Below are 22,620 nucleotides of genomic sequence, written 5' to 3'. Positions count from 1 at the left end.
TGTTTAGCTTAGTTTGTAAATTCTTTTATGAGTGTGCGAACGAGAGCTTCAAGTATTTTTAGTTGCTTATGGTTCAGACAGGATATCTCTCCGAGCAGGTCGTCCCAGCCAAAAGGGATAATAACACCACTGGCAGAATTAGGCTCCAGGAATGTTTCTCTGAAATAGCTCAAAGGTTTGTCAGAAAAAAAATATCGTATGTCTATATTGTATTCTGATGAAATAGTAGCAAGTTTAGATGCGTCGATGTCATCCCCTTTTTCATAATAGCTTATAACCTGCTGTTTAACATTGAGCAGTTGACCGAGCTCGTTTTGGCTTATGCCTAGTTCTGCTCTGAGCTCTTTAATCTTTATTCCTATATTCATACATAATATATACAGATAAATTATGTTAAATACAAACAGAAAATATATGTTGTAAAAAACATGCATAGTGTGTATTTATATACATATGAATTATGTTCATGGAGGTTGAAATGGCAGCACCTTGTAAAGTTTGGAACGAAGAAAGTATTACCAGACAAGTAGAATCTATGCCGAGCAGCAATCTTACAATATATCAGGTTGCCGGCATATTGCAGGTTAGCCACATCACAGTACGAAGATGGATTAAGAGCGCTAAGCTTATTGCATGGAACACCAGCATTGACGGCAGCGGCAGGTGGCGGGTACCTAAAAAAAGTCTGGAAGAATTTCTGCAGGAGAGAAACTGCATGAACATAGACTGATTATTTGATTTTGCACCAGCAGCGGTGGCGGTCTTCGGAATATTCTATAATTACAGTATCTCCGCTGTTTACAAGTGTCCATTCACAGCAGTCAATAGGGTAGCTCGATGTTATAAGCTGTGCACTAAGTGTAAAGCTTTCCAGTTTACTGTCTACATGCTCTTTGCTTTTGGGCTCAAAGAGAAAGTGCTTGTTGACCCTGTTGCGTCTGTTGATAAGTCTGACTCCGAGCATATGCTGAGTTGTGTTCTCAAAAAAGATCCCTCTTATATTCTCCTGAGAGAATGCTTCATAGGGGAACAGTGTCATCGCAAAAATTAAAATAAATAAGAATCTCATTTTAAGTTATTAATTCTCCGTTTCAAATTCGTTGTCAAAAAGTGCGTTCACGAAGTCCTCAGCGCTGAAGGGTTTCATGTCGTCTATCCCTTCACCGAATCCGATAAATTTTACAGGTATCTGAAGTTCATCGACGATGCCGATCACTGCGCCGCCCTTAGCCGTTCCGTCAAGCTTAGTCAGCACGAGTCCAGTGATGCCGATATCCTCATGAAATTTCTGTGCCTGTGAAAGGGCGTTCTGACCGCTTGTTGCATCCAGTACAAGAAGGACTTCGTGGGGAGCATCCGGGAGCTCCCTTTTTGCAATGCGGACTATTTTTTCCATCTCTTTCATCAGATTAAATTTATTATGCAGTCTGCCGGCAGTATCTGCAATAAGAACATCTATTTTTTTCGATTTACACGACTGTATGGCGTCAAAGATTACCGCGGCGCTGTCACTCCCTTCAGACTGCTTAACAACCGGAACATCGACCCGTTTTGCCCATACACAAAGCTGATCTATGGCTGCTGCTCTGAAGGTGTCTCCGGCAGCGAGGCATGTTGACAGCCCCTGTTCTTTAAAGCGTTTCGCCATCTTGGCAATGCTGGTTGTTTTTCCTGCCCCGTTTACGCCTGCCACAAGTATTACATAAGGCTTGTCATCTGTGGTGTTAAGTTCGTTTGGTATGTCAAGGATATTCAGGATTTGTTTTCTGAGGGATGCTTTTAGTTCCTGTGGGTTTTTAAGGGCTTTGCGGGAGAGTTCGTCACGGACATTATCAATAATTTTCATTGTGGTAGAAACCCCCACATCAGAGGTGATAAAGAGCTCTTCCAGCTCTTCCAGAAGGTCTTCATCAATGACCTTCTTCCCGCTGAAGATAGTTTCCATACCGCCTACGAGCTTACCGGAAGTTTTGGACAGCCCTTGTTTCAGCCTTTTGAAGAAACCAGGTTTCTCTGCAGGCTTTTCGGCGTAATCCTGCTTTTCAGCTTCTGATTCTTCTTCAGGTTGCTTTGGCGCCTCTAGTTCTGCTTTTTGCTGAAAATCAGGTTGATCTGCCGCTTCTTCAGGCTGTTTCTCGTCTATATTTTCAGGTGTTAAAACCTGCTCTTCCGAATTTATCTCTTTGTCTTTCTTTTTTTTGAAAATACTGAAAAAACCCATTATTCCTCCATCGAAGCGGGCACATTATAAGCAGAATCCCTCATTAATAAAAGGGGAAATGTTGTTTAGTCATTATTCGGTGCGTGTTTTATCTGGCATGGGAAGAATTTTTCAAAATCTTCACGCTCGCCCGGGTCGTATTTCATAATCTTTTTCCAGACAGATTCATGCTCCATACAGAAATATATAAAGACATCCTTCCAGTGTTTACGTACCTCTTTTACAAAGAAATCGAGCATGTGTACACGGACAGGTTTGAAATAGCGCATTTTCCCGTCCATGGTTTTAACATACTCCTTTTCCAGCAGAAGTGATCTGTCAAATTTGCTTCTTACAATATCAAGCAGCTCCGGGATGAAGCGAAAAGTTGAAACACTGATGTATTCAACAGAGCTTTCAGGGACAGATGACACCATCTTTTCTATAACGTCCTTATAACCTTTTTCAAAATTGTCATAGTAGATGAGCGGGTCAAAATGGAAGCCGATTTTATAACCATAGTCTGCACAGATACTTGCAGCTCTGAGTCTGTTTGCAAGCTTCGCTGCGCCGTGCTCCTCTTTTTCTATTATTTCCTGAGGGTTCATGCTCCATGAGACCATCATGTTTTTCGGATTGATATCCAGCAGGTTTTTGATGTTTGCTGATTTTGTTTTAAATTCGAACAGCAGGTTATCCGCTTTATTAACCGTGTCCGCTATGAACCCGCTGAAATTGAATATGTGATCCATGGCAAGGCTGTCCGACAGTTCACCTGTGCCAAGCCTGAAAAAGCGGTCTTTCGGAAGGCTCTGTATATCACTTCTGACCCCTTCAAAGTCAGAATAAACCTTTATATAGTCGTGATTAAGGTAGGATTGCAGGATACAGTAAGTGCAGTCAAAAGGGCAGCCCTCTGCAACATCGGCAACATAATAGTTACAGCACCTGTATATCTTTGTTGCGGGGCATCTGTGTACAAACGTGTTAGGACCGGATGTTATGTGTACGGCATTTTTATTGTCCGGAACCTCGGCTGCTGAAGATACGAACTCTACATCAGAGCAGTTTTTCATAGCGTTTTTTGCGACCCAGCTTTCTGCTGCGCCTTTATCAACAAATATCCTGCTCATCTAAAAACCTATATATATTTTTTATTTTCTCACTCTCCAGAGAGAGAGAATCAGCCTTTTTCTGCATCTCTTCAATACTGGATGCCTTAAAGGAGAAGGTCAGTTCACCGGTTTCAAAATTATTATCAGAGAATATATCCACACTCACGCCCTGTGTCAGGTTCTGCATCTCTTTCATAAAGCTGAGCCTAGTCATATCTTTCTTTTCTGTCAGCTTTTTCAACAGATCCGGTCCCATGTCTTCGTCGGTTGCCTGTGCCTGCATATCGAAAAGAATGTTAACCATTTTTCTGAAATCCTGCACAGAAAGTTCTTTATCTTCCAGAGTGTTCCTGATGAAACGTCTGAATTCTTTATCAAGCTTGGCAAAAACAGCGATAGTTTTCAGTGGGATAGCTTTAACAGACAGATATTTCTGAATCACCGGACAGAATGACGTTATTGCTTTCAGGGTTTCAAAATTTTTCTTCCCCTTTATGCCGTGGAGCGCAAATGCGTTTATTTCTGATTTATCAATGTCCAGCTTTTCGCAGACTGTCGTGAGATATGCCAGCTCCACTGTGTTCAGACTTGCATTGCCGTATAGCTCTACAGAGATATTCAGGGCATGTTCAAGGCTGTCTGCTTTAATAACAAAATACTCCTGCGAATAGGTCTCGAATGCGTTGAGCTGATAATACTCATCGCTGATGTCAGCAACTGCTGGGGGGTAGACATAGTTCTCAGGGTTTTTTCTGTATATCCAGTTGAGGCATTTAGTAGGTGTGATGCCTGTAATAAGTTTATTATCCAATGTTTCCAACTCCGTATGGATAATATTCCACATATGCCGGAAAACACAAGAAGATATTGATTAAAACGAGGTGGGTAATGTTCAGTTTTTGCTGAGTTGTGTCAGGCAGAGAGCTGCACACCCCTTGAGTCCTGCGGAGTTTTTAAGAGTTGAGAGCTCTATGGAAACCCTGTTGCGATAGGCTGGGTAGATGTTTTTAGCGAAAACCTTTAGTGTATGACCGAGAAAGGCATCAGACATTTCTGATATACCTCCGCCTATTTTTATCTTTTCCGGTACAAGTATATTGGCGAGACTTGCCATACCTATTCCGAGATATCCGCCGAAGACCTCAAAAGTAAGTGCTGCGGCTTTGTCTCCGGTTTTGCTTGCGCTATAAACCATGTTTACATTGTCTGCATGCCCGTGTGCTGACAGCATGTGATAAGTTTCAAGTATTCCGCTGGTATTTACATATGCTTCGAGGCAGCCCTTTTTACCACATCCGCAGGGCCTGCCGTCCGGCTCGATGTTTATATGTCCCGCTTCAAAAAGCGAAATGTCTGACGTAAGCAGTTCTCCGTTCAAGACTGCACCGCCGCCAAGCCCTGTTCCTATGGTTAGGAATACCATACTGCTGATATTATTTTTTTCGACAAAGTAATATTCTCCCAGTGCTGCGAGGTTTGCATCGTTTTCTATGAAAACAGGTTTTCTGGTAGTGTTTTGCAGGTCATTTTTGATATTCTTGCCGTTTATACAAGGCAGATTCGGGGCAAAGATGGTTTCGCCTGATTTGGGTGCGCATGTCCCGGGGACAGCAACAGCACAGGCTTCGAATTCAGCATTTTCAGCAATGCCGGTCAGAACGTTCATGAGCTCGGTATATGAATTTGGTGTGGGCGTGACAGCTTTGTCTGCACATACGCCGGAAGCATTTGTTAAGCAGGATTTTATATTTGTTCCGCCTATGTCAAAACAGAGAAACATCCTGTCAGCCCAGCACAAAGCGGTTAAAAGTATAATATCTCCCTGCCGGTGTAATAAGGTTAAGCTCTTTCAGCCTTTTGATATCGTTTCTGGCAGTATTTTCTGTGACGCTTTTGTAGAGTCCGGCGAATATAGGGTTTGTAAGGAGTTCATTCAGGTCAAACGGTTTATCGTACTGATATATTATTTCAAGGAGGTTTTTCTGTCTTTCGGTAACCTTTTTGGTTTGGCGCAGCCTGCGGATATGCTCCCGGACGCTAATGGCACGAAGCCCTGTTACTGTCATATCTGTAATGAGCTTATATGCTCTCACAGCACCTTCCAGACAGAACACAAGAAACGGAGTCATATCAAAACCGCCCGTCTTTTCATTCTTTATGTATGCTCTGATGTAGTCTTTTCTGTTTCGTTTGTAATACTGAGACAAGACGTGAGGGATGTATAACATGCCTGCATTTTCGAGTAGTACCGCTTCAAGAACTCTTGCCACACGTCCGTTACCGTTGATAAAGGGCTGAAGCATCCCTATGTGATAATGTGCAAGGAACGCACGCACAGCAGGGTGGTGCTGTTCCATATCTTTGCTGGTGAACCAGCCGCAGAGTTCTTTCGTGAGTTCGTCCAGAGAGCCCTTTGGAGGGGTGTAGTCTGTATTAACTTCTGTACGGTCTTTAGAGCGGTAGACACCTGGAAGCCCCTCGCCGGTATCTATGGTCAGCATTATGTGCAGTTTGCGTATATTCTCGGGGTTTACCTCAATGTTTTTGCTGTGTTTGTCTACATACTCAAATGTACGGCGTATATTATTAACTATTCTTGCTTTTGTTTCGTCAAGACTGTGGGGTTTGCCTGCCAGAAAGTTTCTTACGTCCGTTTCCTCCATATCAGGTTTGCCGATGGCGGCGGTTGAGTATACAGAACATATACGCAGCTCATCGTTTAAAAATTCCCTCACATCGGGAACGATGGGTAAACCGCTGAAATGAGCGTGGCGCACATCCAGCTCTTTTGTGAGAAGTTTTATCTGTTCTGTGTCATACCTGTCGCTGAAATGAATACTTTCGTATACGTCCGTAATAACTTTTCTGATCATAAAACCACCATTTTGACTTGTTTAACACATTATATATTACCTTTTAACTGTTGAAAACCAAAGTATTAGTTTTCAGCAAGAGTAGTTTCTAACCATATCGTAATTAAACATATAAATTTAAAAAAATGAGTAGAATCCTTTTAAAAACGGAGATGCTGATGGGCAGAGTTACAAAAGAGTCATGGGTTATTATGCGCAGAGATTATGAAGAGGGGCTGTATGACCTTTCAGAGCTGGCAAAATCCTGCGGGGTTATGTTGCAGACGATAAAGAAACGTGCAGACAGCGAAGGGTGGAAAAGACCGGAGTCTGACAGGACACTGCGCAGACTGAAAAATCACAGAGTGCAGATGCTGGATGCCATATGCAACAGTACAATGGAAGGGCTGCGAAAAGCAGATAACCTTCTTTCAGAGTGCGACTGCCTGCGGGATGTGGAGCTGCATTCCAAAACAGTGAAAAACTATAAAGATATATGCATAGGTAAGTCCCCAGATGAACTTCTGAAAGAGGAGACTCAAGCGAGCTCAGGTATAGAAGAGCTCACTGCGGAACTCGGACACCTAAGCAGTGAGGACATTAAAGCTGTTTTAAATGAATCTGAGTAAAGAGACGCTTCAACGGCTTTACGTGCTGAAGCTTGCGCGTGAAGGGCTTCTCCATTTTGCGAGACTGACCTACAGGGGCTACAACCCCAACTGGCACCACAGGGTATTGGCTGAAAAGCTGATGGAGCTGGAATCCGGCACGTCCGGCAGACTGATGGTTCTTATGCCCCCACGGCACGGTAAAAGTGAGCTTGCGTCTGTGCGGTTCCCTGCGTGGTTTTTGGGGAGAAACCCCGAAAGGCGGGTTATAGCAACGTCTTATAGCGCCCGTCTCGCAGAGAACTTCGGAAGGAAAGTTCGGGACATAGTATCAAACCCGAAATTTAGCCTGACGTTCAGAACAGGTCTCAGCAGTAAGTCAAAAGCAGCTGACAGATGGGAAACAAAGGCTGGTGGAGGGTACATTGCGGCAGGTGTCGGCGGTTCTATCACAGGGATGGGCGGGGATCTGCTCATTGTGGATGACCCGTTTAAAAATCAGGAGGATGCAGATTCTAATAACTACCGTGACAAGGTGTGGGACTGGTATCAGTCAACTCTCTATACCCGCATCGAAAAAGGAGGGCGGATAGTCGTTATCCTTACCCGCTGGCATGAGGACGATCTTGCAGGAAGGCTCCTTGAGGATGGCTCAGACAAGTGGGAAGTGGTGAGTTTCCCTGCGCTAGCAGAGGTGGACGAGCAGTTTCGTTCTGCGGGTGAGCCTTTATGGGAGAGCAAATATAGTCTGGATGATCTTCAGAATATTAAAAACGCTGTGGGGACAAGGGTATGGAATGCTCTGTATCAGCAACGACCGGCACCGGACGACGGGGCTGTTTTCAAAAAGTCTTGGTTTAGGTTTTATGAGGACGTACCGGACTTCGAGCAGATGGTGCAGTCGTGGGATATGACATTTTCCGGTGGAGATGGTTCCGACTTTGTGGTCGGGCAGGTGTGGGGAATTAAGGGCGCGCAGAGGTATCTTGTGGATCAGGTGCGTGGGCGGATGGACTTTATGTCTGCTGTGCACGCACTGCGGGAGATGACCGCTAAGTATCCGCAGGCAAAAGCTAAATATATCGAAGATAAGGCGAATGGACCTGCTGTGATCTCTGCTCTGAAAAATGAGATTCAGGGCCTGATACCTGTTAATCCGCAAGGGAGCAAAGTGTCACGGGCGGTGGCTGTGACTCCCATGCTGGAGGCTGGGAATGTCTTTTTGAAGAGAGGGGCAAAGTTCTCCTCAGAACTTATAGACGAGGCGGCATTGTTTCCGTCGGGCAGAAATGATGACATGGTGGACGCTATGACACAGGCGCTCAGCCAGACAGAAAAGAGGTATACTCCGCAGGCATCTTTTGCTGGGGTGGGGCGCCATACAGGGCAGATATTTAAAAAATATTAAAAAGGAGAGATAAATGAGCAGACTGACAAGCGTTTTGACAAAGAATACAGACTTAACAGCATTCGGCACACTGAGCAATCCGGATGTCCTTTTCGGGAAAACTGGGGTGAACATGAGCATATTTGAAGAGATGCTTCAGGATGCTCATATCTATGCAAAGCTGGAACAGTTGAAAGACAGAGTTTTCGGGATGCAGTGGGATGTGCGACCGGCTGGGTTTGACGAATTATCCCGCGAGGTTTCAGTTTTTGTGAAGGAGTGTCTCACCGGGCTTGGAGTGAAGCAGCTTTTGCAGGATATGATGATGGCTGTGGAGTATGGTTTCAGTGTTGTTGAGATTGTCTGGGCAGAAAAGGATGGAAAATGGCTCCCCTCGAAGGCACTGGGACGAAGACCAAACAGGTTTGCTTTTGCATCTGATGGTACATTGTCCCTTGTGGACGGTGCAGTGAGCATTCCACTGGAGGAGGAATTGAAATTTATTGTCCACCGCAACAGCCCGAAAAATGAGAATCCATATGGGACACCTGTTTTGTCTAAATGCTATTGGCCGTGGATGTTCAAAAAAGCCGGATTTCGCTACTGGCTGACCGTGGCGGAGAAATATGGAGTACCTACAGTGCTTGCCCTTTTTGACTCTATAGATGATGCAGAGAGCAGGACAAGGGCAAAGGAGTTGGCAGAGAATCTTTATAATATACAGTCAGATGCGGCTGTGGCTCTTGCAAATGTGGATAGTGTGCAGGTGTTGGAGACAAAGGGGACTTCTGCGGATTTTTCTGAGCTGGTAAATATCTGTAATACCGAAATATCGAAAGCTATTACAGGGGAGATACTCACAAGTGATACCTCTACAAACGGTTCATATTCCCTAGCCCAGCAGCATCTTGAAACCCTTCAGGTTAAAAGTGATAAGGTAGCAAAAGCCCTTGCAGAGCGTGTTACGAAAACACTTATCCGGTGGATCGTAGACCTTAATTTTGGTAATGTTTCTGCGCCTGAGTTTGTTTTGGACATAAGAGCGGAAGCTGACTGGGATATTATTAAGGATGCTGTTGAGCTTGGCTTTGAGGTGAATAAAGAAGAAGTTGCAAAGCGGTTTGGGATACCGGTAATTTAGAGTTGATATAAAAAGGGGGAGCGGACTGAAAAATACTCTGAGGAGCACCTGAGTGCGGCGTGAGAATGTTAAGCTACTGTTAAAGTATCTTACGTCAGAGCTTTGCTCTTCCTCAGTATGGGATATGTCGATAAATTTATGCGGTCGAAGACAGAACACCACGCATTTATGCGTGTATGAATGAGCTAATCACAGCTTTCGAGCTTATAAGTCATTGCGAGGAATGTAATGACGAAGCAATCTCAGAATTAACTAACGAGTCGAGAGACTGCCACAGCCCTGCGGGCTTCTCAGTGACGTATTTTGCATATGCCCTGGCTGTGACAACGAAGTTGTAACTCCGTGTGTTGATCATGCGCAAAGCAATAGAACCACGGGTTTACCAGTGGGAATCTATTTTCCTTTAATGACTATGTGATTTTTTTTATACTTAATGTTTGCCCAGAGGTGATAAAGACCTTCTTTTGCCATACCACAGCCAAGGTCTTCAACAGGGTCAGTGAGGAATTGGTACATGTCTTTAGACCTGGGACCGAAGGGGCATACAAATATTATTTTTTTGTCTTTCGGGAGTTTTGCCATGATATCTTTGCAAGGTTCGTCTGCATCTTCAAATATGGCAACAGGTATGTTGATTGTTTTGTCTGTGTGGATTTTTTCAAATTCTTCGGCAGTTCTGACGTCTACAATAGCGTAGTCCGAAGGGAGACCATCGGCAAAAAGAGGTGCGGCATGCTCCACTGTTATTTCCCCAAATGCAGGCATAGGCAGTGGACTTGCGACTTTCGTAGGCTGGTTAGACATGTAGTAGTAACCACTGGCTCCGAGAATAACTACAAGGATGAATACAAGAAAAACTTTTTTCATTTTTTTCCCCTCAAAGATTAATAATGAATTGATATTAGTTGAAGATCAGCATATGTCAAATACTTTTCATTACGTTGGTATTTGAAGTGGGGTGACGACAGTTAATTTTGTTGTTATTGAGATGAATGGTATCGCTAAGTAATCTTGACTTTTGAGGTGTGGCTGAGGGTGTAAGATTGCTTCACTGTGTTCGCAATGACGGAAAGGTGTTTGCAATGACTGTTTTCCTATACTTACTATGGCATGGCAGGCGAACATCTTGAGCCGTAAGACGAGACAGTGCAGATTATTGTTGCAGTGTAGTGATAAGCCTCAAGGTGCTGACCTTGCGGTGGCTATATTGTGACGGAGAGGATGCGTGAGACGCCGGGTTCCTGCATAGTAACACCATATATGGAGTCTGCCTCAGCCATAGTTTTCTGATTATGACTGATAATAACAAACTGAGTGTCTGCTGACAGGGTTTTGACAATTTTGGTGAAGCGCTCGACATTGTTATCGTCAAGTGGTGCGTCAATCTCGTCAAGAAAACAGAACGGTGTCGGACGGTATAAAAAGAGAGCAAACAGCAGGGTGCAGGCGCTCATAGCTTTTTCTCCACCGGAAAGCAGATTCATATTTTGAAGTTTTTTGCCGGGCGGCTGAACGAAAATTTCCACTCCGCTGTGGAGTATATCATCCGGATCGCTGAGTTTAAGGTCGCAGTTACCGTTTCCGAAAAGTATTGAAAATACACGTGAAAAGTTCTTTTTAACCCCTTCGAATGTTTCGAGAAAAAGTGCTGATGTATTTTCATCCATTTCCCGGATAAGTTCATATATCGATGTCACTGCACCTTCGAGGTCTTCCTTCTGAGCTGACAGGAACTCATTTCTTTCGACAACTTCCTGATATTCATTCTCTGCTGCCATGTTCAGCGGACCTAGGCTTTCGATGTCACGCTCGATGGTGGAAAGCTCATTTTTCGCTTTATTTGGCTGAAAATCTGTCAGATCCATTTCAAAAGAAGTTATGTCGTCGTTGAATTTCTCAAGAAAAGCTTCTGTTTGCGCAGAAACTTCGGTCTGATAGCGTTCCATCTTTTTTTCAGCGTCAAAGATGTCGTCTTCGATGCTTTTAATATGGAGGTTCATTTTGTCAATATCCCGTCCGAAGTCTTCAAGCTGTTTTTCCATTTCTGCTATCTGGTGGTCGAGCCGGAGTTTTTCATCATTCAGGGATTGTCTCTTTTTAATTACATTCTGGTAATCGATGCGCTTTTTCTCAAGATTATCCTTTAACGTTACAATGTCTGATGTGACGAGTTTGGAAAGTCTGTTTTTAGCTGCGGTAAGTTTAGTGGAGGATTCGTCAAGGTCACGGTCGATGAAGTGAAGTTCGTTTGTGACGGCATTCATCTTCTCCTGAATTCCCCGCATTTCAACACGATATGCCGAAAGTTCATCCCGGACATCCTCATACATATTATCGATGTCTTCCAGCTTGCTCTGCATTGCATCTTTTTCTTCTTCTTTTGCTGCAATACTTACTGAAAGCTCTTTGTTTTGTTCTTTCAGGTATTCAATCTTTTCTTTTGCTTGTTCTATTTCGCTGTCTATATTTTGTATTTCACTGTCAATTATTGATGATCTTTTTGATAGCCTTTCGTGTCTGCTTTTAAGGTCGTTCAGGCTTCTTTCTCTGTCCTTCAGATCCAGAGTTGTTGTCTGTTTCTGTTCAAGGAGTTCGTCTTTTTTATCCGCCAGAAGCTCAAGTTTTTCGGTTAGTTCCGGCAGTGACTGCTCAAGCTCCTCGCAATCCTTTTGTGCTTTTGTGAGCTCTGTTTCATAGCCTTCAATCTGTTTTTTCAGCCTGATGACGTTTTCCCGTTTGTCGTCTGCTCCCGGTTTTCGGTGGATAAAGCCGTTGCGGACAATGTTTTCTCCGGCATCAATGTTGTTTTCTGCATAGTCGATAAGTGCATCGACATCGTTTTCATAAACAAACCTTACACTTTGCTTAACGTCACGCAGAATCTCTGCAATGTCTGTTTTGACATTTTCAGGAATTATTATAAGGTCTCCGAGCTCACGGGTGAGTTCTTCTGTCAGTTTAGGCAGAAGCAATGTCCCGCCTGTTGCTTCAAGTATCTGTTTTATGTCGTCGCTGGCAGATTCTGCATCCAGTGATTGCGTCAGCATTTTAATGCGGCTGTTTATGCTCTTAACTTCGATCTGCTTATCGCTGAGTTCTGTTTCGATCACGGATATTTCATCCCGCAGCTCTGAGTGCTCGTCTGAGTAGTGTTCAAGAGTTTCTGCGATTGTTTCCAGTTCAAGTGTTAGTCTGTCAACATCTGATGACTGGTCTTCAATGTTTTTTCTGGCGAACTGACTGTCTTTTTCACTCTCTTCTTTTTCGTTACGGAGTCTTTCTTTATCTTTTTCGGAGCGTGTCAGGAGTGTTTCGTTTTCGAATATGGCGTTTCTGGTGTCTGATGCACGCTGGGCGAGCTCAAGGTATTGGTCGTCCAGAGCAAACATCTCTTCTTTTATGTCTTCGCGCATAGTTTCATAGTCTGCTATGCGTTCGTTGAATTCATCGATTTTTTCTTCAGTTTCCTTCAGTTTTTCTGTTTGTTCAGATTTGCTTTCCAGAACATTCACACGTCTTTCAGTAAGTTCGTTAAGTTTCTTCTGTAAAAACTCAATGTCGCCGTGGAGGCTGTCTTTGCTCTTTTCTGCTGCTTCTATTTCGTTTTCAAGGAGGCGGATATCTGCTTCTGTTTTGCCGGATTCACTTTCAGCCTGAAGAATCAGCTCGTTTTTACTGTTGTACTCCTTTCGGGAGGTGGAGAGCTTTGAAGAAATTTCTGTTTCTATGTTAGTGAGTTTTGTGAATTTCTCTGTGTAGCCCGACAGATCGATTTTAAGCTGGTTGACCGTTTCGGTTATCTCTTTCAGGTCGCTGAATGATTTGCTGTATCTATGGAAAATAACCGACTTTGAAAGTGCTGACTGTTTCGCTGAAAGTTCTCTGTAGCGTTTAACCCGGTCGGTCTGGACAGACAGTGTCTCCATCTGTGCCCGTATTTCTGCTATGATGTCGGTGACACGGCTGAGGTTATCTTTTGTCTGATACAGCCGTCTCTCCGCCTCTTTCTTACGCTCTTTAAAGCGCATGACGCCGGCGGTTTCTTCAAAGAAGGCACGGAGGTCTTCGGGGGTAGACTGGATGATCTTTTCGACTTTTCCCTGTTCGATGATAGAGATGCTTCTTGCACCTATACCGGAATCATAGAATATTTCGCGTATGTCTTTAAGGCGGCACTTTTTGCCGTTTATGCGGTATTCTCTGTCGCCTGTGCGGTAGTGCTTTCTGCTGACTGTGATTTCGCTGAATGAACCCCATTTCGCTGTAAGGCTTTCGGGCAATTCAGACAGAGTGAGTGAGACTTCTGCAAACCCTGTGGGCTTTCTGTGCTGTGATCCTGCGAATATTACATCGTCCATATCCGCCCCACGCAGTTCTTTGGCGCTCTGCTCGCCGAATATCCACCGGATAGCGTCAAGTATGTTGCTCTTTCCTGACCCGTTCGGACCAATGACACAGGTTATCCCCCCGGGAAACTCTATCACGGTCTTATCCACGAATGATTTGAAGCCCTGAACAACTAAGGATTTGAATTTCATTATTTATTGTTATTTCAAAAAGAGTAAAAACACAAGTGAAATTGATGTGTGATTTGGGATGTGAAATTCTAAAACTCGGTGTATATTAATAATTAAAGGATATTGCTGTAAACGATTAAGGGGTTTTTTCATGCGTGGTAAGTTTAATAAAGAAGATGCGATAGCTAATCTCAAGAGTGCTATTTCTCTGCTTGAAAAGGGGGGGAGCAGGACAGAGTTTAGTAATATTCTTCTCCACACAATGGGCGAAGGCGTTTGCGATCTTCACTGTATAACGGTGAATACAGTTTTTCTGCAGACTATTCTGGATATGCTTCCTGTTCCTGTTTATTACAAAGATCCTATGGGGGTCTATGTCGGCTGTAATGAAGCACTTGCAAAGCTCTATCATAAAAATAAGAAGGATATCATAGGTAAGACTGTTTTTGATATATTTACTGCTGAGGAGGCAGAGATGCTTACCTCAAGTGATACTGTTCTTTTAAATGAAAAACGGAATGAAATGATAGAGCACCGTGGTAAATTTTCGATTTTGGGAGGCAACTATCATATTGTTCATAAAAAAGTAATTATGACTCCTGTTGGGAATATCTCAGGGATTTTAGGTATTATCCTTGATGTAACCGAGCAGAAAGAAACTGAAGAGTGTGCTTGGCAGGGGGAGGCCTATTACAAATCGCTTTTTGAACACTCGCCTATACCAAGGATTATTTTTGACAGTCTCAATATGATTGAAGATATGAACTATGCTGCGGTGAATTTTTTCAGAAACGGATCTGAATATATCGGAAGAGACATTACAGAACTTTTTGATAGTTATAGTGACTTTTCGAAAGCGATGGACTCCGGCGGTAAGTCGGTAAAAGTTTTTTTAATGGGAGTGGAAAATGAAGCTATCGAGGTTCTTGCCAGCCTGACAGTTATAAGTGTTTCTGAGCTGCCGAAATACGCCGTCTCTTTTATACGTATGGATACAATGTTATGAGTGATATAAATGATGTAATAGGCTCGCTTTTTGAAGAGGATGAGCCGTCCGGTGAAACACCTTTTATTGAAATTTCTGAAGATGGGATGATTGCGTACCTGATTATCCCCCCTAAAGCTTTGCCTGTTGATGTCAGAATTCTTCTTTCTGAACTGAATATTACGTTCGGCATAGATCATGAGCTGGTGACTACGGTTAACAAAGGGCTTTATGATAAACTAAAACTGGAACCGAAATATCAGATTGCAGCTGGTCGAAGTCCTGTGCACGGACAGCCAGGTGAGCTTATTCTTCGGACAAACCAGCCTGAAGATGTCATCCTCTCCTCTGAAGACCTTACTAAAGTTGATTATAAAACATATAAAAGAAAAATGCTGGCGCTGGGGGAAAAAGAGAAACCTGTTGCTATGATAATACAGCCCACAAAAGGCTATGACGGGATTGATGTATTTGGTCAGACTATTACAGGAAATGACGGTGAGGAAGTTGATCTTATTCTTGGTGAGAATGTTTACCAAAGCGGTAGAAAGATCATCAGTAAGATTGACGGGCTTGTTGAATATAATAAAAACAAGGGGAATGAAATAAGCATCGATGTTTCAGAAGTATATCTTATAAAAGGTGATGTTGACTATAATACTGGAAATGTCGATTTTCCCGGTTCGGTTATTGTTAAGGGAGTTGTAAAAGCAGGTTTTGAAGTGCGGGCGAAAAACGATGTGGTGGCTGAAACCATCAGCGGTAACGTCTATGCAGGCGGTTCTGTTGTTTCGAAACAAGGGATCATCGGCGGTACGGAAAAGGCTTATATCGAATGTAATGGTCCTGTTTATGCGAAGTTCATGCAGTATGCAAAAGTTGTTTCCGGTGGTGCTGTCAGCATAAAAAAATCAATAGTCATGTCTGAGGTTTACTCAGAAGATGTTGTCTCTGTGGAGGGGAGCCCCGGGTCGATTATCGGCGGGAGCATATATGCTGTCAACGGTATCTCAGCTAAAGTGTTCGGGTCTGAAAGCTACGTTAAAACAGAACTTGCTCTTTACCAGTCGGCAAATGATGTGATTCTCCTTCGTGATATTGTGGCTAGAAGGTTCGAAATATCGAAAGACCTTACCAGAATAGAAACATATCTAGGTGCCGATAGGCATGAGTACCTTCGCAAGTACCCAGGTGATAAGCAGGAATTAGTGAATAAGCTTATGAAAAAACGGGATGAACTGAGGAAGCAGCTTCTGGAAAAAAATACAGAGCTTAAATATGTCCAGAAAATGCTTACTACGCCTATGGATGGACACATAACCGTAGAGAAGGCGATATGGCCTGAGGTTCGAGTCTCGATTTCCGGTAAATTCATTCTTTTGAAAAATGAGCGTGGGAAAGGCTATTTTTATTTTGATAAGGGTGAAGAACGTATAGACTTCAGATAATGTCGGTTTTGAAAACGTAACCGTCTTTTGTTAAAACGATTAATCCCATATCTTCATATTTCTTAATATCTCTTGCGACGGTTGTTCTGCTGACGTTACCATACATTTTTGTGTAGGGTTTGCGAAGCTGTAGATCCTCCTGTTGGAAAGAAGCTCCACTCTCTTTTATCATGCACAGGAAATCATACTGACGCTTAATGAGAGTTTTATTCTCGTACATCTTTGCAAGTCTGGAATCGGAAATTACTGAAGCCATCGCCGCAAAGTTTGCATCCCGCACAGAAGATACGGTGTCTTTCAGGCTGTCCATTATAAAATGCAGAAAAGGCTGGATGTCAGAAGATGCGTAAAATTCTGATATACATTTGTAGTAGTCTTCCTTGCGGCTGTTGTATATCTGAGGAAGTATGTATGGAAGAATTTTGATGCGGTTCTTCTTCAGGTACCAGATCTCGAGGAGTCTTGCTGTGTGCCCGTTGGCATTTGAATACGGTTGTATTTTTTTGATATGCAGGTGGAGCAGCGTTGCCTTTATTATCGGATTCAGGCTGGGGAGATCGTTTTCTATCCAGTCCAGCAATTGTTTTATCAGGAAATTGATATCCAGCGTTGAAGCTGGCGGGGTATAAGGTACGGATATCCATTTTTCGTCAGCTTTTATGCCGCCTTTGCGATAGCTCCCATCAGGCTCTTTGATGTTAGCCATGGACGCTATAAGCTCATTGTGAACCGAAGAGATTATTTCAGGCGTCAGTTTCTCTGACAATTTTTCATCCAGAAGCTTGTGTGCTGCTAATATGTTGCAGACTTCTATAGATGACTGATCCTGAGAAAAATTATCTCTGCTATGTATCATTATCCGGCAAACCTGCTCAAAGGTTACAGGGTTTTCCTCAATCTTTGCTTCTGCAAATATAGCCTTAGCAAGTGCATTGTCCTGAAGTTCAGTGATTGTTTCAGGGAAGAGCGGCATTCTATGGAATACATTTAATAATTCATTTATTATCGAGAGGTCAGTTGACGTTTCCGCATTCAGTAAATATCTGCCGGTATGAAATGTATTCAGTTCTTTTTTCATTATGTAACCTATTTGTAAATTGGAGAAAGTTTAAAATGCATAAACCAGAATAAGCATTTGTATTGGATAAAAGATATTAATACTCTGAATGTTGATTTGCAAGGATTATTCCTGATTTTTTGCTTCCTGCCAGAGCTCTTCCATCTGCTCAAGTGTGGCGTCCTCAGAGCAGAGCCCTTTTTCCTGAAGGGTTTGTTCGATATACGTGAAACGTTTGTGGAATCTGCTGTTTGCTCTTCGGAGTGCTTCATCAGGATTAATTTTCAGAAATCTTGAGAGGTTTATTAAAGAGAAGAATACATCACCCATTTCGTGTTCGATTTCGTCTTTGCTGCCGGTTGCGACAGCTTCTTTAAATTCGTTGATTTCTTCGTTGAACTTGTCCATGCAACCGTGCATGTCCGGCCAGTCGAAACCGACTTTTTTGACACGTTCCTGCATTTTCATAGATCGCTGCATTGAGGGGAAGCTTGCGGGAATGTCATCCAGAGCGGATTTTCTTTTTGCTTTCTTCTCTTCAGACTTGATTTTATCCCAGTTTATTATGACCTGATCAGTGTTGATCTCCCCGAGATTGCCAAAAACATGGGGATGTCTGCGTATTAATTTTTCGTTAATTTCATTCAGGACATCTTCCATGCTGAATTTACCTTCTTCCTCGGCCATCACGGCATGAAATATAACATGGAAAAAGACATCTCCGAGTTCCTCTCTGATATTGTCGATATCTTCATTATCAAGAGCATCAACCAGCTCAAAAGCTTCTTCCATAAAATGGTTTTTGATAGACAAAAGATTTTGTTCCCTGTCCCATGGGCAACCGTCAGGGGAACGAAGTGTTCTGACTATTTCTATGAGTTTTGTAAACTTTTCAATCATTGTTTTAACTTTTCAAAAACGTAATTTTCTTAGTGCTAAAATGTATGCTAAATGCTAATTTAGTTGTAATGGAAGACAAAGTAAAGACAATTTCTTAGGGGTAAGCTATGAGACTGAGGTTAAGTATCAAACAAGTTGTATCCATCACAGCTTATATCGGTATTTTGCTGATAACAATAGTGTTAGCAGGATACGATTATGTGTCATATAGAGCAAATCTGTATGACGACACAAGAAAAGTCATGAGTGACGTTGCAAACTCGCTGTCAGATGACCTTAATGAAAAACTGAACAATCTTGCTTTGTCGGTGCGAACGATCGCCAGCGACAAAGACACAGCAAGAATTCTTGCTGAGGGCGACAGGGGAGCACTTGAAGATAAATATCTTGAGCTTTTCAACAGTATCAAGGATGAGTATGGAATTGCGCAGTTTCAGTTTCATACCCCGCCCGCCAAGAGTTTTCTCCGGCTGCATAAACCTGAAAAATACGATGATGATTTGTCAGGTTTCAGGCAGACAGTTGTTGAGTCGAATAAACAGCAAAAACCTATAGTCGGACTCGAAGTTGGACGAGGCGGTCCCGGGCTGCGTGCGGTATTTCCTATCTCTTATGAAGGGAAACACTACGGCTCTGTAGAGTATGGCGGTTCAATTATTCATACTGTCGAAAATATACAGAAAACATTCAAAATGGATTATGCCATAGGTATAAAGAAGTCTGTTTTTGAAAAAGCCAGAAGGTTTGAAACCGAATCAACCGACATCGTTAAAGGTGACATCGTATATTATAAATACACACATGATAATACTAAAGAACTTCTGGATATGTTTGAACCCGGGAAAACTCTTAAAGTTGACGGGCATAAGATAATGACTGCAAAAACTGAACTTAAAGACTTTCAGGGGAACGATATAGGTAATGTAATCTTCTTTCGTGATGTTTCCGCAAGGCTGACATCTTCTCTTGAGTATGCTGTTAAAAAGTTTATCGCCGGTTTTGTAATGGCGAGTGCTTTTGCTGTTTTCCTCTATTACTTTATGCAGTATTACCTGAAGCTGCTCGCAACCATGAGCCGCATTATTGAAGCTGTTACAAAAGGGCACGGTGACCTGTCAAAGCGTCTCCCTGTCAAGAAAGACGGTAACGAACTTGAAAGTGTTTCTTTCAAGATGAACGGTTTTCTTGATACTATGGACCAGAATATCGCCCGCACAACTTATTCTCTTGGTAATCTGCTTACGAAGATTATGCCTATATATTACGCTCTTGTGGAAGTACGGAAGTCGTCTAATGAGAATGTGGATCTTGCGGCGACAGTTGCTGCCGCAGGGGAAGAGATGAGCATTACTGTTGAAGAGATTTCCAGAAATACGGCGGATGTGGCTTCCAAAGGTGAGAAGACTCTCGCTCTGGCTCAGGAAGGTTCTGATATAGTACGTGAGGCAACCATTAAGTCAGAAAACGTTAAAGAGGTCGTTCTGTCGTTGTCCGGTGACATCAACTCTCTTACAGAAAATGCCAGAAATATCGGCTCAGTTGTTGAAGTTATCAATGATATTTCAGAGCAGACTAACCTTCTTGCTCTGAATGCCGCTATTGAAGCTGCAAGGGCAGGTGAGGCGGGCAGAGGCTTTGCTGTGGTGGCTGATGAAGTGCGTAAGCTTGCAGAGAAAACTCTTGCATCCACCAACGAGATTGAGAAGATGGTGAAGGTCATTCAGGAGAATGTCGCAAGGGCAGATAAAAACGCAGTCGAAGTTTCGGATAGTATTGCGGAGCAGGTTCGCACCAGCGAAAATGCAAACGCCAGATTTCAGGAGATTCTCAGTTCGGTAGAAGAGCTTAACTCTCTCCTGCTGAATACATCCACCGCTGCTGAACAGCAGGCGAGTGCCACCGCTGAGGTTGCCAGCAATATTGAAAGAGTCGCAGAGGCTTCCAACCAGTCCAGACAGAATGTTATGGGGCTGATGGAGCAGATAGACGGTCTTATGGATGATCTGTCCACACTTGAAAAGGATCTTATCCAGTATGAACTGTCCTGCAAGGGGATCGTCTTTGTTAAGGCTAAGATGGCTCACATCAAATATCTTAAAAATGTTTTTACAGCATTTATGAGCGGAACTCAGCCTGTCGGGCTTCGCTCTGATCATGAGTGCGATTTTGGCAAGCTTTATTTCTCGAAGGAGCTTCAGGGGCTTTATAAGAACGATCCTGATTTTAAGGCCATCGAAAAACCTCATCAGAGGGTGCACGCTCTCTCCCATCACGTTTCAGAAATGATATCCAAGGGAGATATGAACAAAGCGTACGATGATCTGATGGAGATGCATGAAAATGTTTCCCAGCTTATAGGTTATCTGGAGAAGATGTTTGTGAAGGCTAAATGCATCTGATTAACAAAATATAACAGATTGAAAGCCCTGTCACGAAAGGCAGGGCTTTTTTGTCGCTGCACAAAAATTAATCATTAAAACACCCCCTATTTTGTATTTTAAAAATATTTCACAATTTTTTTTTGAGGTTTTTTTCATCACTTTTTAGGCACTATTACCAATAAAACACTCGTAATAGTGCGCAAATCCTTTCTGAGCCTTAATTCTGGCATATCGTAGCAGATTCAATATCCCTTGACACAATCACATAATATTTGTTAACTTTGGCATGAATTGTACGATATTGTCATTATAAGGCATGGAATGGTATAAAAAATGGCAGGAAGTTTTAGAGGACACCACCAGCACAAAATCAGTGACACCGGAAGAATCTCTGTTCCTTCAAAGTTCAGAGACATACTGAAGGTTAAGTACGGCAGTGATGAGCTTACACTGCTGGCAATGGAGGATCACCTCAGACTTTATCCAACTGCCGAATGGGACAGAGAGGAAGCCAGGCTGGAAGAAGAAGCCAGTGACGATGGAGAGTTTCAGGAGTTTCTCAGGCTGCTGTATGCTGATATGGACGATTTGTCCATAGATAAAAACGGACGTGTGATGATTACTTCTGACATAAGAGAAAGGTGCGGCATAAAGGGCGAATGTATCATCAATGGTCTGCGTAATCATTTTGAAATCTGGCCTGCCGCTGTCTGGGAGAGTAAATCTTCAGACGACAAAAAAGCGGAACTTTATAAGAAGTTCGCAGGAAAGATCAGATAAGTGGAGCAGGCCGCAGGTTAACACATTAAGGAGCATACTATGTCAGTGTTTTCTTGGCTGGCCGGAAAGATAAATTCAGGTTGTGACCTGTCAGTTTTCGACATGAAAGACCTGAGTCGTGAGACACTTGCGAAAGAGTGCCACAGGTTTATGGAAAAAGGTAGCTTTGTCAGACTCAGTGCGGATGGCATAGCAGCCGGGGTGGTAATTACGAATGAAGCACATACCGGTAATGATAAGGGAGGTGCTGAAGTATCTGCCAGTTGATCCGGATGGCATAACTCTGGATATGACAGGCGGAGGAGGCGGACATTCTGCTGCAATGCTGGAGAAGATCTCTTTAAAAGGAAGACTCGTTATTCTGGACAGAGACCTCGATGCAGTTGCAAGACTGAAGGAACGCTTTAAAGGCACTCCGAACGTTACCATTGCTCATTCAAACTTTTCCGATTTTGACCGTGTTCTTGGTGAGCTCGGTATCTCATCTGTAACATCTGTTCTGGCAGATTTCGGAGTTTCACTGTACCACCTTAAAGTTGCGGAGAGAGGGTTTTCTTTCAGAAGTGAAGGTCCCCTTGATATGAGAATGAATCAGGACGATACACTCTCTGCGGCTGATGTTGTAAACAGCTACTCCAGAGAAAATCTGAGCAGCATAATCAAAAAATACGGCGAAGAAAACTTCGCATGGAATATAGCGGGGGCTATCGAAAGAGCAAGAGAGGTGGAGAAGATTGAAACCACCACACGCCTTGCAGAGATAGTCGCATCCGCAGTACCCAGAAAGGCTCAGAAGCCTGGCATAAATCCGGCAACGAAGACATTTCAGGCTCTTCGTATATTTGTGAACAGCGAACTGGACAGTATCGAAGAGATGCTTGGCAAGCTTGAAAACTATGTGGATGAGGGGGGACGTGTAGCTTTTATCTCTTTTCATTCTCTTGAAGACAGGATTGTTAAGGATGCTTTCAGGGAATTTGAAAAGGAATGTGTATGTCCGCCGGAGCTTCCTGTATGCAATTGCAGTAAGGTACGTACATTCAGGCAGATAACCCGCAAACCTCTGGAACCCAGAGAAGATGAGTTAGAGATGAACCCGCTTTCCAGAAGTGCGAAGATGCGGGTTGCGGAAAGGGTTTAGCTCTATAAGGCACATGATGTGCCTCTCGGAGCCGTAAGGCGGAGAGGAAGCGAGCCTGATATTTATACAGGCGAGTGTAGATCAAAAAATACACGAAGTATTTTTTGA

The 22,620-nt window shown here is 43.1% G+C and carries 22 protein-coding genes; 11 read left to right on the top strand and 11 right to left on the bottom strand.

The features are described from left to right. Positions 1-8: 8 nt before the first annotated feature. Positions 9-368, bottom strand: coding sequence for a helix-turn-helix domain-containing protein (locus DACET_RS11225; RefSeq protein WP_169304230.1), 360 nt, complete (start codon positions 366-368; stop codon positions 9-11). A gap of 110 nt (positions 369-478) precedes the next feature. Here DACET_RS11225 and DACET_RS11220 point away from each other — a divergent pair, with 110 nt between their 5' ends. Next, positions 479-730 carry a helix-turn-helix domain-containing protein gene (locus DACET_RS11220; RefSeq protein WP_013011493.1) on the top strand — a complete coding sequence of 84 codons (252 nt, stop codon included), beginning with the start codon at positions 479-481 and terminating at the stop codon, positions 728-730. Here DACET_RS11220 and DACET_RS11215 read toward each other — a convergent pair whose 3' ends face one another. From DACET_RS11215 to DACET_RS11190, 6 genes are all read right to left on the bottom strand, one after another. After that, the gene (locus tag DACET_RS11215; protein WP_013011492.1) at positions 731-1,069 is read right to left on the bottom strand and encodes a hypothetical protein; all 339 of its coding nucleotides are present in this window, start codon (positions 1,067-1,069) and stop codon (positions 731-733) included. Between the two features lie 9 nt (positions 1,070-1,078). Beyond that, positions 1,079-2,221: a signal recognition particle-docking protein FtsY gene (ftsY, locus tag DACET_RS11210; RefSeq protein ID WP_013011491.1), complete on the bottom strand. Its 1,143-nt coding sequence runs from the start codon at positions 2,219-2,221 to the stop codon at positions 1,079-1,081. A gap of 65 nt (positions 2,222-2,286) precedes the next feature. Then, positions 2,287-3,333, bottom strand: a complete 1,047-nt coding sequence (locus DACET_RS11205; RefSeq protein WP_013011490.1) for an SPL family radical SAM protein — start codon at positions 3,331-3,333, stop codon at positions 2,287-2,289. After that, a complete protein-coding gene (locus DACET_RS11200; protein ID WP_013011489.1) occupies positions 3,314-4,126 on the bottom strand; it encodes a hypothetical protein in 813 nt (270 codons plus the stop codon). Before DACET_RS11200 ends, DACET_RS11205 begins: the two co-directional genes overlap by 20 nt. 81 nt (positions 4,127-4,207) lie before the next feature. Beyond that, positions 4,208-5,095 carry an ROK family protein gene (locus tag DACET_RS15655; RefSeq protein WP_013011488.1) on the bottom strand — a complete coding sequence of 296 codons (888 nt, stop codon included), beginning with the start codon at positions 5,093-5,095 and terminating at the stop codon, positions 4,208-4,210. 4 nt (positions 5,096-5,099) lie between these two features. After that, positions 5,100-6,188 carry a Fic family protein gene (locus DACET_RS11190; protein WP_013011487.1) on the bottom strand — a complete coding sequence of 363 codons (1,089 nt, stop codon included), beginning with the start codon at positions 6,186-6,188 and terminating at the stop codon, positions 5,100-5,102. 158 nt (positions 6,189-6,346) lie between these two features. Between DACET_RS11190 and DACET_RS11185 the strand changes: the two genes are divergently transcribed. The 4 genes from DACET_RS11185 to DACET_RS16365 all read left to right on the top strand — a co-directional run bounded on the left by DACET_RS11185 (position 6,347) and on the right by DACET_RS16365 (position 9,641). Then, entirely contained in the window at positions 6,347-6,796 is a 450-nt protein-coding gene (locus tag DACET_RS11185) for a hypothetical protein (protein ID WP_013011486.1), read from the top strand. Further along, positions 6,783-8,183 carry a phage terminase large subunit gene (gene terL, locus DACET_RS11180; RefSeq protein ID WP_013011485.1) on the top strand — a complete coding sequence of 467 codons (1,401 nt, stop codon included), beginning with the start codon at positions 6,783-6,785 and terminating at the stop codon, positions 8,181-8,183. The genes DACET_RS11185 and terL overlap by 14 nt, the downstream gene beginning before the upstream one ends. A gap of 13 nt (positions 8,184-8,196) precedes the next feature. Next, on the top strand, positions 8,197-9,303 hold the full coding sequence (locus tag DACET_RS11175; protein ID WP_013011484.1) for a phage portal protein family protein: 1,107 nt from the start codon (positions 8,197-8,199) through the stop codon (positions 9,301-9,303). A 176-nt stretch (positions 9,304-9,479) separates the two neighbouring features. Then, positions 9,480-9,641 carry a hypothetical protein gene (locus DACET_RS16365; protein ID WP_169304229.1) on the top strand — a complete coding sequence of 54 codons (162 nt, stop codon included), beginning with the start codon at positions 9,480-9,482 and terminating at the stop codon, positions 9,639-9,641. Positions 9,642-9,696: 55 nt separating this feature from the next. Here the strand turns inward: DACET_RS16365 and DACET_RS11170 are convergent, their stop codons facing one another. Further along, a complete protein-coding gene (locus DACET_RS11170; RefSeq protein ID WP_013011483.1) occupies positions 9,697-10,170 on the bottom strand; it encodes a rhodanese-like domain-containing protein in 474 nt (157 codons plus the stop codon). A 335-nt stretch (positions 10,171-10,505) separates the two neighbouring features. Then, positions 10,506-13,841, bottom strand: coding sequence for an AAA family ATPase (locus DACET_RS11165; protein ID WP_013011482.1), 3,336 nt, complete (start codon positions 13,839-13,841; stop codon positions 10,506-10,508). A gap of 130 nt (positions 13,842-13,971) precedes the next feature. Here DACET_RS11165 and DACET_RS11160 point away from each other — a divergent pair, with 130 nt between their 5' ends. Together DACET_RS11160 and DACET_RS11155 are read left to right on the top strand one after the other, a co-directional pair. Next, entirely contained in the window at positions 13,972-14,826 is an 855-nt protein-coding gene (locus tag DACET_RS11160) for a PAS domain-containing protein (RefSeq protein WP_013011481.1), read from the top strand. Then, the gene (locus DACET_RS11155; protein WP_013011480.1) at positions 14,823-16,253 is read left to right on the top strand and encodes a flagellar assembly protein A; all 1,431 of its coding nucleotides are present in this window, start codon (positions 14,823-14,825) and stop codon (positions 16,251-16,253) included. Before DACET_RS11160 ends, DACET_RS11155 begins: the two co-directional genes overlap by 4 nt. Here DACET_RS11155 and DACET_RS11150 read toward each other — a convergent pair. Together DACET_RS11150 and mazG are read right to left on the bottom strand one after the other, a co-directional pair. Continuing rightward, positions 16,246-17,331 carry a Fic family protein gene (locus DACET_RS11150; RefSeq protein ID WP_013011479.1) on the bottom strand — a complete coding sequence of 362 codons (1,086 nt, stop codon included), beginning with the start codon at positions 17,329-17,331 and terminating at the stop codon, positions 16,246-16,248. The two genes, DACET_RS11155 and DACET_RS11150, sit on opposite strands and share 8 nt — an antisense overlap. 105 nt (positions 17,332-17,436) lie before the next feature. After that, on the bottom strand, positions 17,437-18,210 hold the full coding sequence (mazG, locus tag DACET_RS11145; RefSeq protein WP_013011478.1) for a nucleoside triphosphate pyrophosphohydrolase: 774 nt from the start codon (positions 18,208-18,210) through the stop codon (positions 17,437-17,439). 107 nt (positions 18,211-18,317) lie between these two features. On the opposite strand from mazG, the gene DACET_RS11140 reads away from it, so the two are divergent. The 4 genes from DACET_RS11140 to rsmH all read left to right on the top strand — a co-directional run bounded on the left by DACET_RS11140 (position 18,318) and on the right by rsmH (position 22,512). Next, positions 18,318-20,609 (top strand): methyl-accepting chemotaxis protein, encoded by a 2,292-nt coding sequence (locus tag DACET_RS11140; RefSeq protein ID WP_013011477.1) that lies wholly within the window; start codon positions 18,318-18,320, stop codon positions 20,607-20,609. A 315-nt stretch (positions 20,610-20,924) separates the two neighbouring features. Beyond that, on the top strand, positions 20,925-21,371 hold the full coding sequence (locus DACET_RS11135) for a division/cell wall cluster transcriptional repressor MraZ (RefSeq protein ID WP_013011476.1): 447 nt from the start codon (positions 20,925-20,927) through the stop codon (positions 21,369-21,371). A 39-nt stretch (positions 21,372-21,410) separates the two neighbouring features. After that, positions 21,411-21,638 (top strand): hypothetical protein, encoded by a 228-nt coding sequence (locus DACET_RS11130; RefSeq protein ID WP_013011475.1) that lies wholly within the window; start codon positions 21,411-21,413, stop codon positions 21,636-21,638. Then, positions 21,586-22,512 carry a 16S rRNA (cytosine(1402)-N(4))-methyltransferase RsmH gene (gene rsmH, locus DACET_RS11125; protein WP_013011474.1) on the top strand — a complete coding sequence of 309 codons (927 nt, stop codon included), beginning with the start codon at positions 21,586-21,588 and terminating at the stop codon, positions 22,510-22,512. Before DACET_RS11130 ends, rsmH begins: the two co-directional genes overlap by 53 nt. The last annotated feature ends 108 nt before the right edge of the window (positions 22,513-22,620 follow it).

The sequence above is a fragment of the Denitrovibrio acetiphilus DSM 12809 genome (assembly GCF_000025725.1).
Taxonomy (GTDB): Bacteria; Chrysiogenota; Deferribacteres; order Deferribacterales; family Geovibrionaceae; genus Denitrovibrio; species Denitrovibrio acetiphilus.
This window is presented reverse-complemented; position numbering and strand designations above follow the sequence as displayed.

Excerpts from the sequence above, each read along its gene's own strand:
- DACET_RS16365 (WP_169304229.1), top strand. The coding sequence starts at position 9,480 with ATGAATGAGCTAATCACAGCTTTCGAGCTTATAAGTCATTGCGAGGAA.
- DACET_RS11130 (WP_013011475.1), top strand. The coding sequence starts at position 21,411 with ATGTCAGTGTTTTCTTGGCTGGCCGGAAAGATAAATTCAGGTTGTGAC.
- DACET_RS11165 (WP_013011482.1), bottom strand. The coding sequence starts at position 13,841 with ATGAAATTCAAATCCTTAGTTGTTCAGGGCTTCAAATCATTCGTGGAT.
- rsmH (WP_013011474.1), top strand. The coding sequence starts at position 21,586 with ATGAAGCACATACCGGTAATGATAAGGGAGGTGCTGAAGTATCTGCCA.
- DACET_RS15655 (WP_013011488.1), bottom strand. The coding sequence starts at position 5,095 with ATGTTTCTCTGTTTTGACATAGGCGGAACAAATATAAAATCCTGCTTA.
- DACET_RS11225 (WP_169304230.1), bottom strand. The coding sequence starts at position 368 with ATGAATATAGGAATAAAGATTAAAGAGCTCAGAGCAGAACTAGGCATA.
- DACET_RS11160 (WP_013011481.1), top strand. The coding sequence starts at position 13,972 with ATGCGTGGTAAGTTTAATAAAGAAGATGCGATAGCTAATCTCAAGAGT.
- DACET_RS11140 (WP_013011477.1), top strand. The coding sequence starts at position 18,318 with ATGAGACTGAGGTTAAGTATCAAACAAGTTGTATCCATCACAGCTTAT.
- ftsY (WP_013011491.1), bottom strand. The coding sequence starts at position 2,221 with ATGGGTTTTTTCAGTATTTTCAAAAAAAAGAAAGACAAAGAGATAAAT.
- DACET_RS11135 (WP_013011476.1), top strand. The coding sequence starts at position 20,925 with ATGGCAGGAAGTTTTAGAGGACACCACCAGCACAAAATCAGTGACACC.
- DACET_RS11185 (WP_013011486.1), top strand. The coding sequence starts at position 6,347 with ATGGGCAGAGTTACAAAAGAGTCATGGGTTATTATGCGCAGAGATTAT.
- DACET_RS11155 (WP_013011480.1), top strand. The coding sequence starts at position 14,823 with ATGAGTGATATAAATGATGTAATAGGCTCGCTTTTTGAAGAGGATGAG.
- DACET_RS11215 (WP_013011492.1), bottom strand. The coding sequence starts at position 1,069 with ATGAGATTCTTATTTATTTTAATTTTTGCGATGACACTGTTCCCCTAT.
- DACET_RS11170 (WP_013011483.1), bottom strand. The coding sequence starts at position 10,170 with ATGAAAAAAGTTTTTCTTGTATTCATCCTTGTAGTTATTCTCGGAGCC.
- DACET_RS11175 (WP_013011484.1), top strand. The coding sequence starts at position 8,197 with ATGAGCAGACTGACAAGCGTTTTGACAAAGAATACAGACTTAACAGCA.
- mazG (WP_013011478.1), bottom strand. The coding sequence starts at position 18,210 with ATGATTGAAAAGTTTACAAAACTCATAGAAATAGTCAGAACACTTCGT.
- terL (WP_013011485.1), top strand. The coding sequence starts at position 6,783 with ATGAATCTGAGTAAAGAGACGCTTCAACGGCTTTACGTGCTGAAGCTT.
- DACET_RS11150 (WP_013011479.1), bottom strand. The coding sequence starts at position 17,331 with ATGAAAAAAGAACTGAATACATTTCATACCGGCAGATATTTACTGAAT.
- DACET_RS11205 (WP_013011490.1), bottom strand. The coding sequence starts at position 3,333 with ATGAGCAGGATATTTGTTGATAAAGGCGCAGCAGAAAGCTGGGTCGCA.
- DACET_RS11190 (WP_013011487.1), bottom strand. The coding sequence starts at position 6,188 with ATGATCAGAAAAGTTATTACGGACGTATACGAAAGTATTCATTTCAGC.
- DACET_RS11220 (WP_013011493.1), top strand. The coding sequence starts at position 479 with ATGGCAGCACCTTGTAAAGTTTGGAACGAAGAAAGTATTACCAGACAA.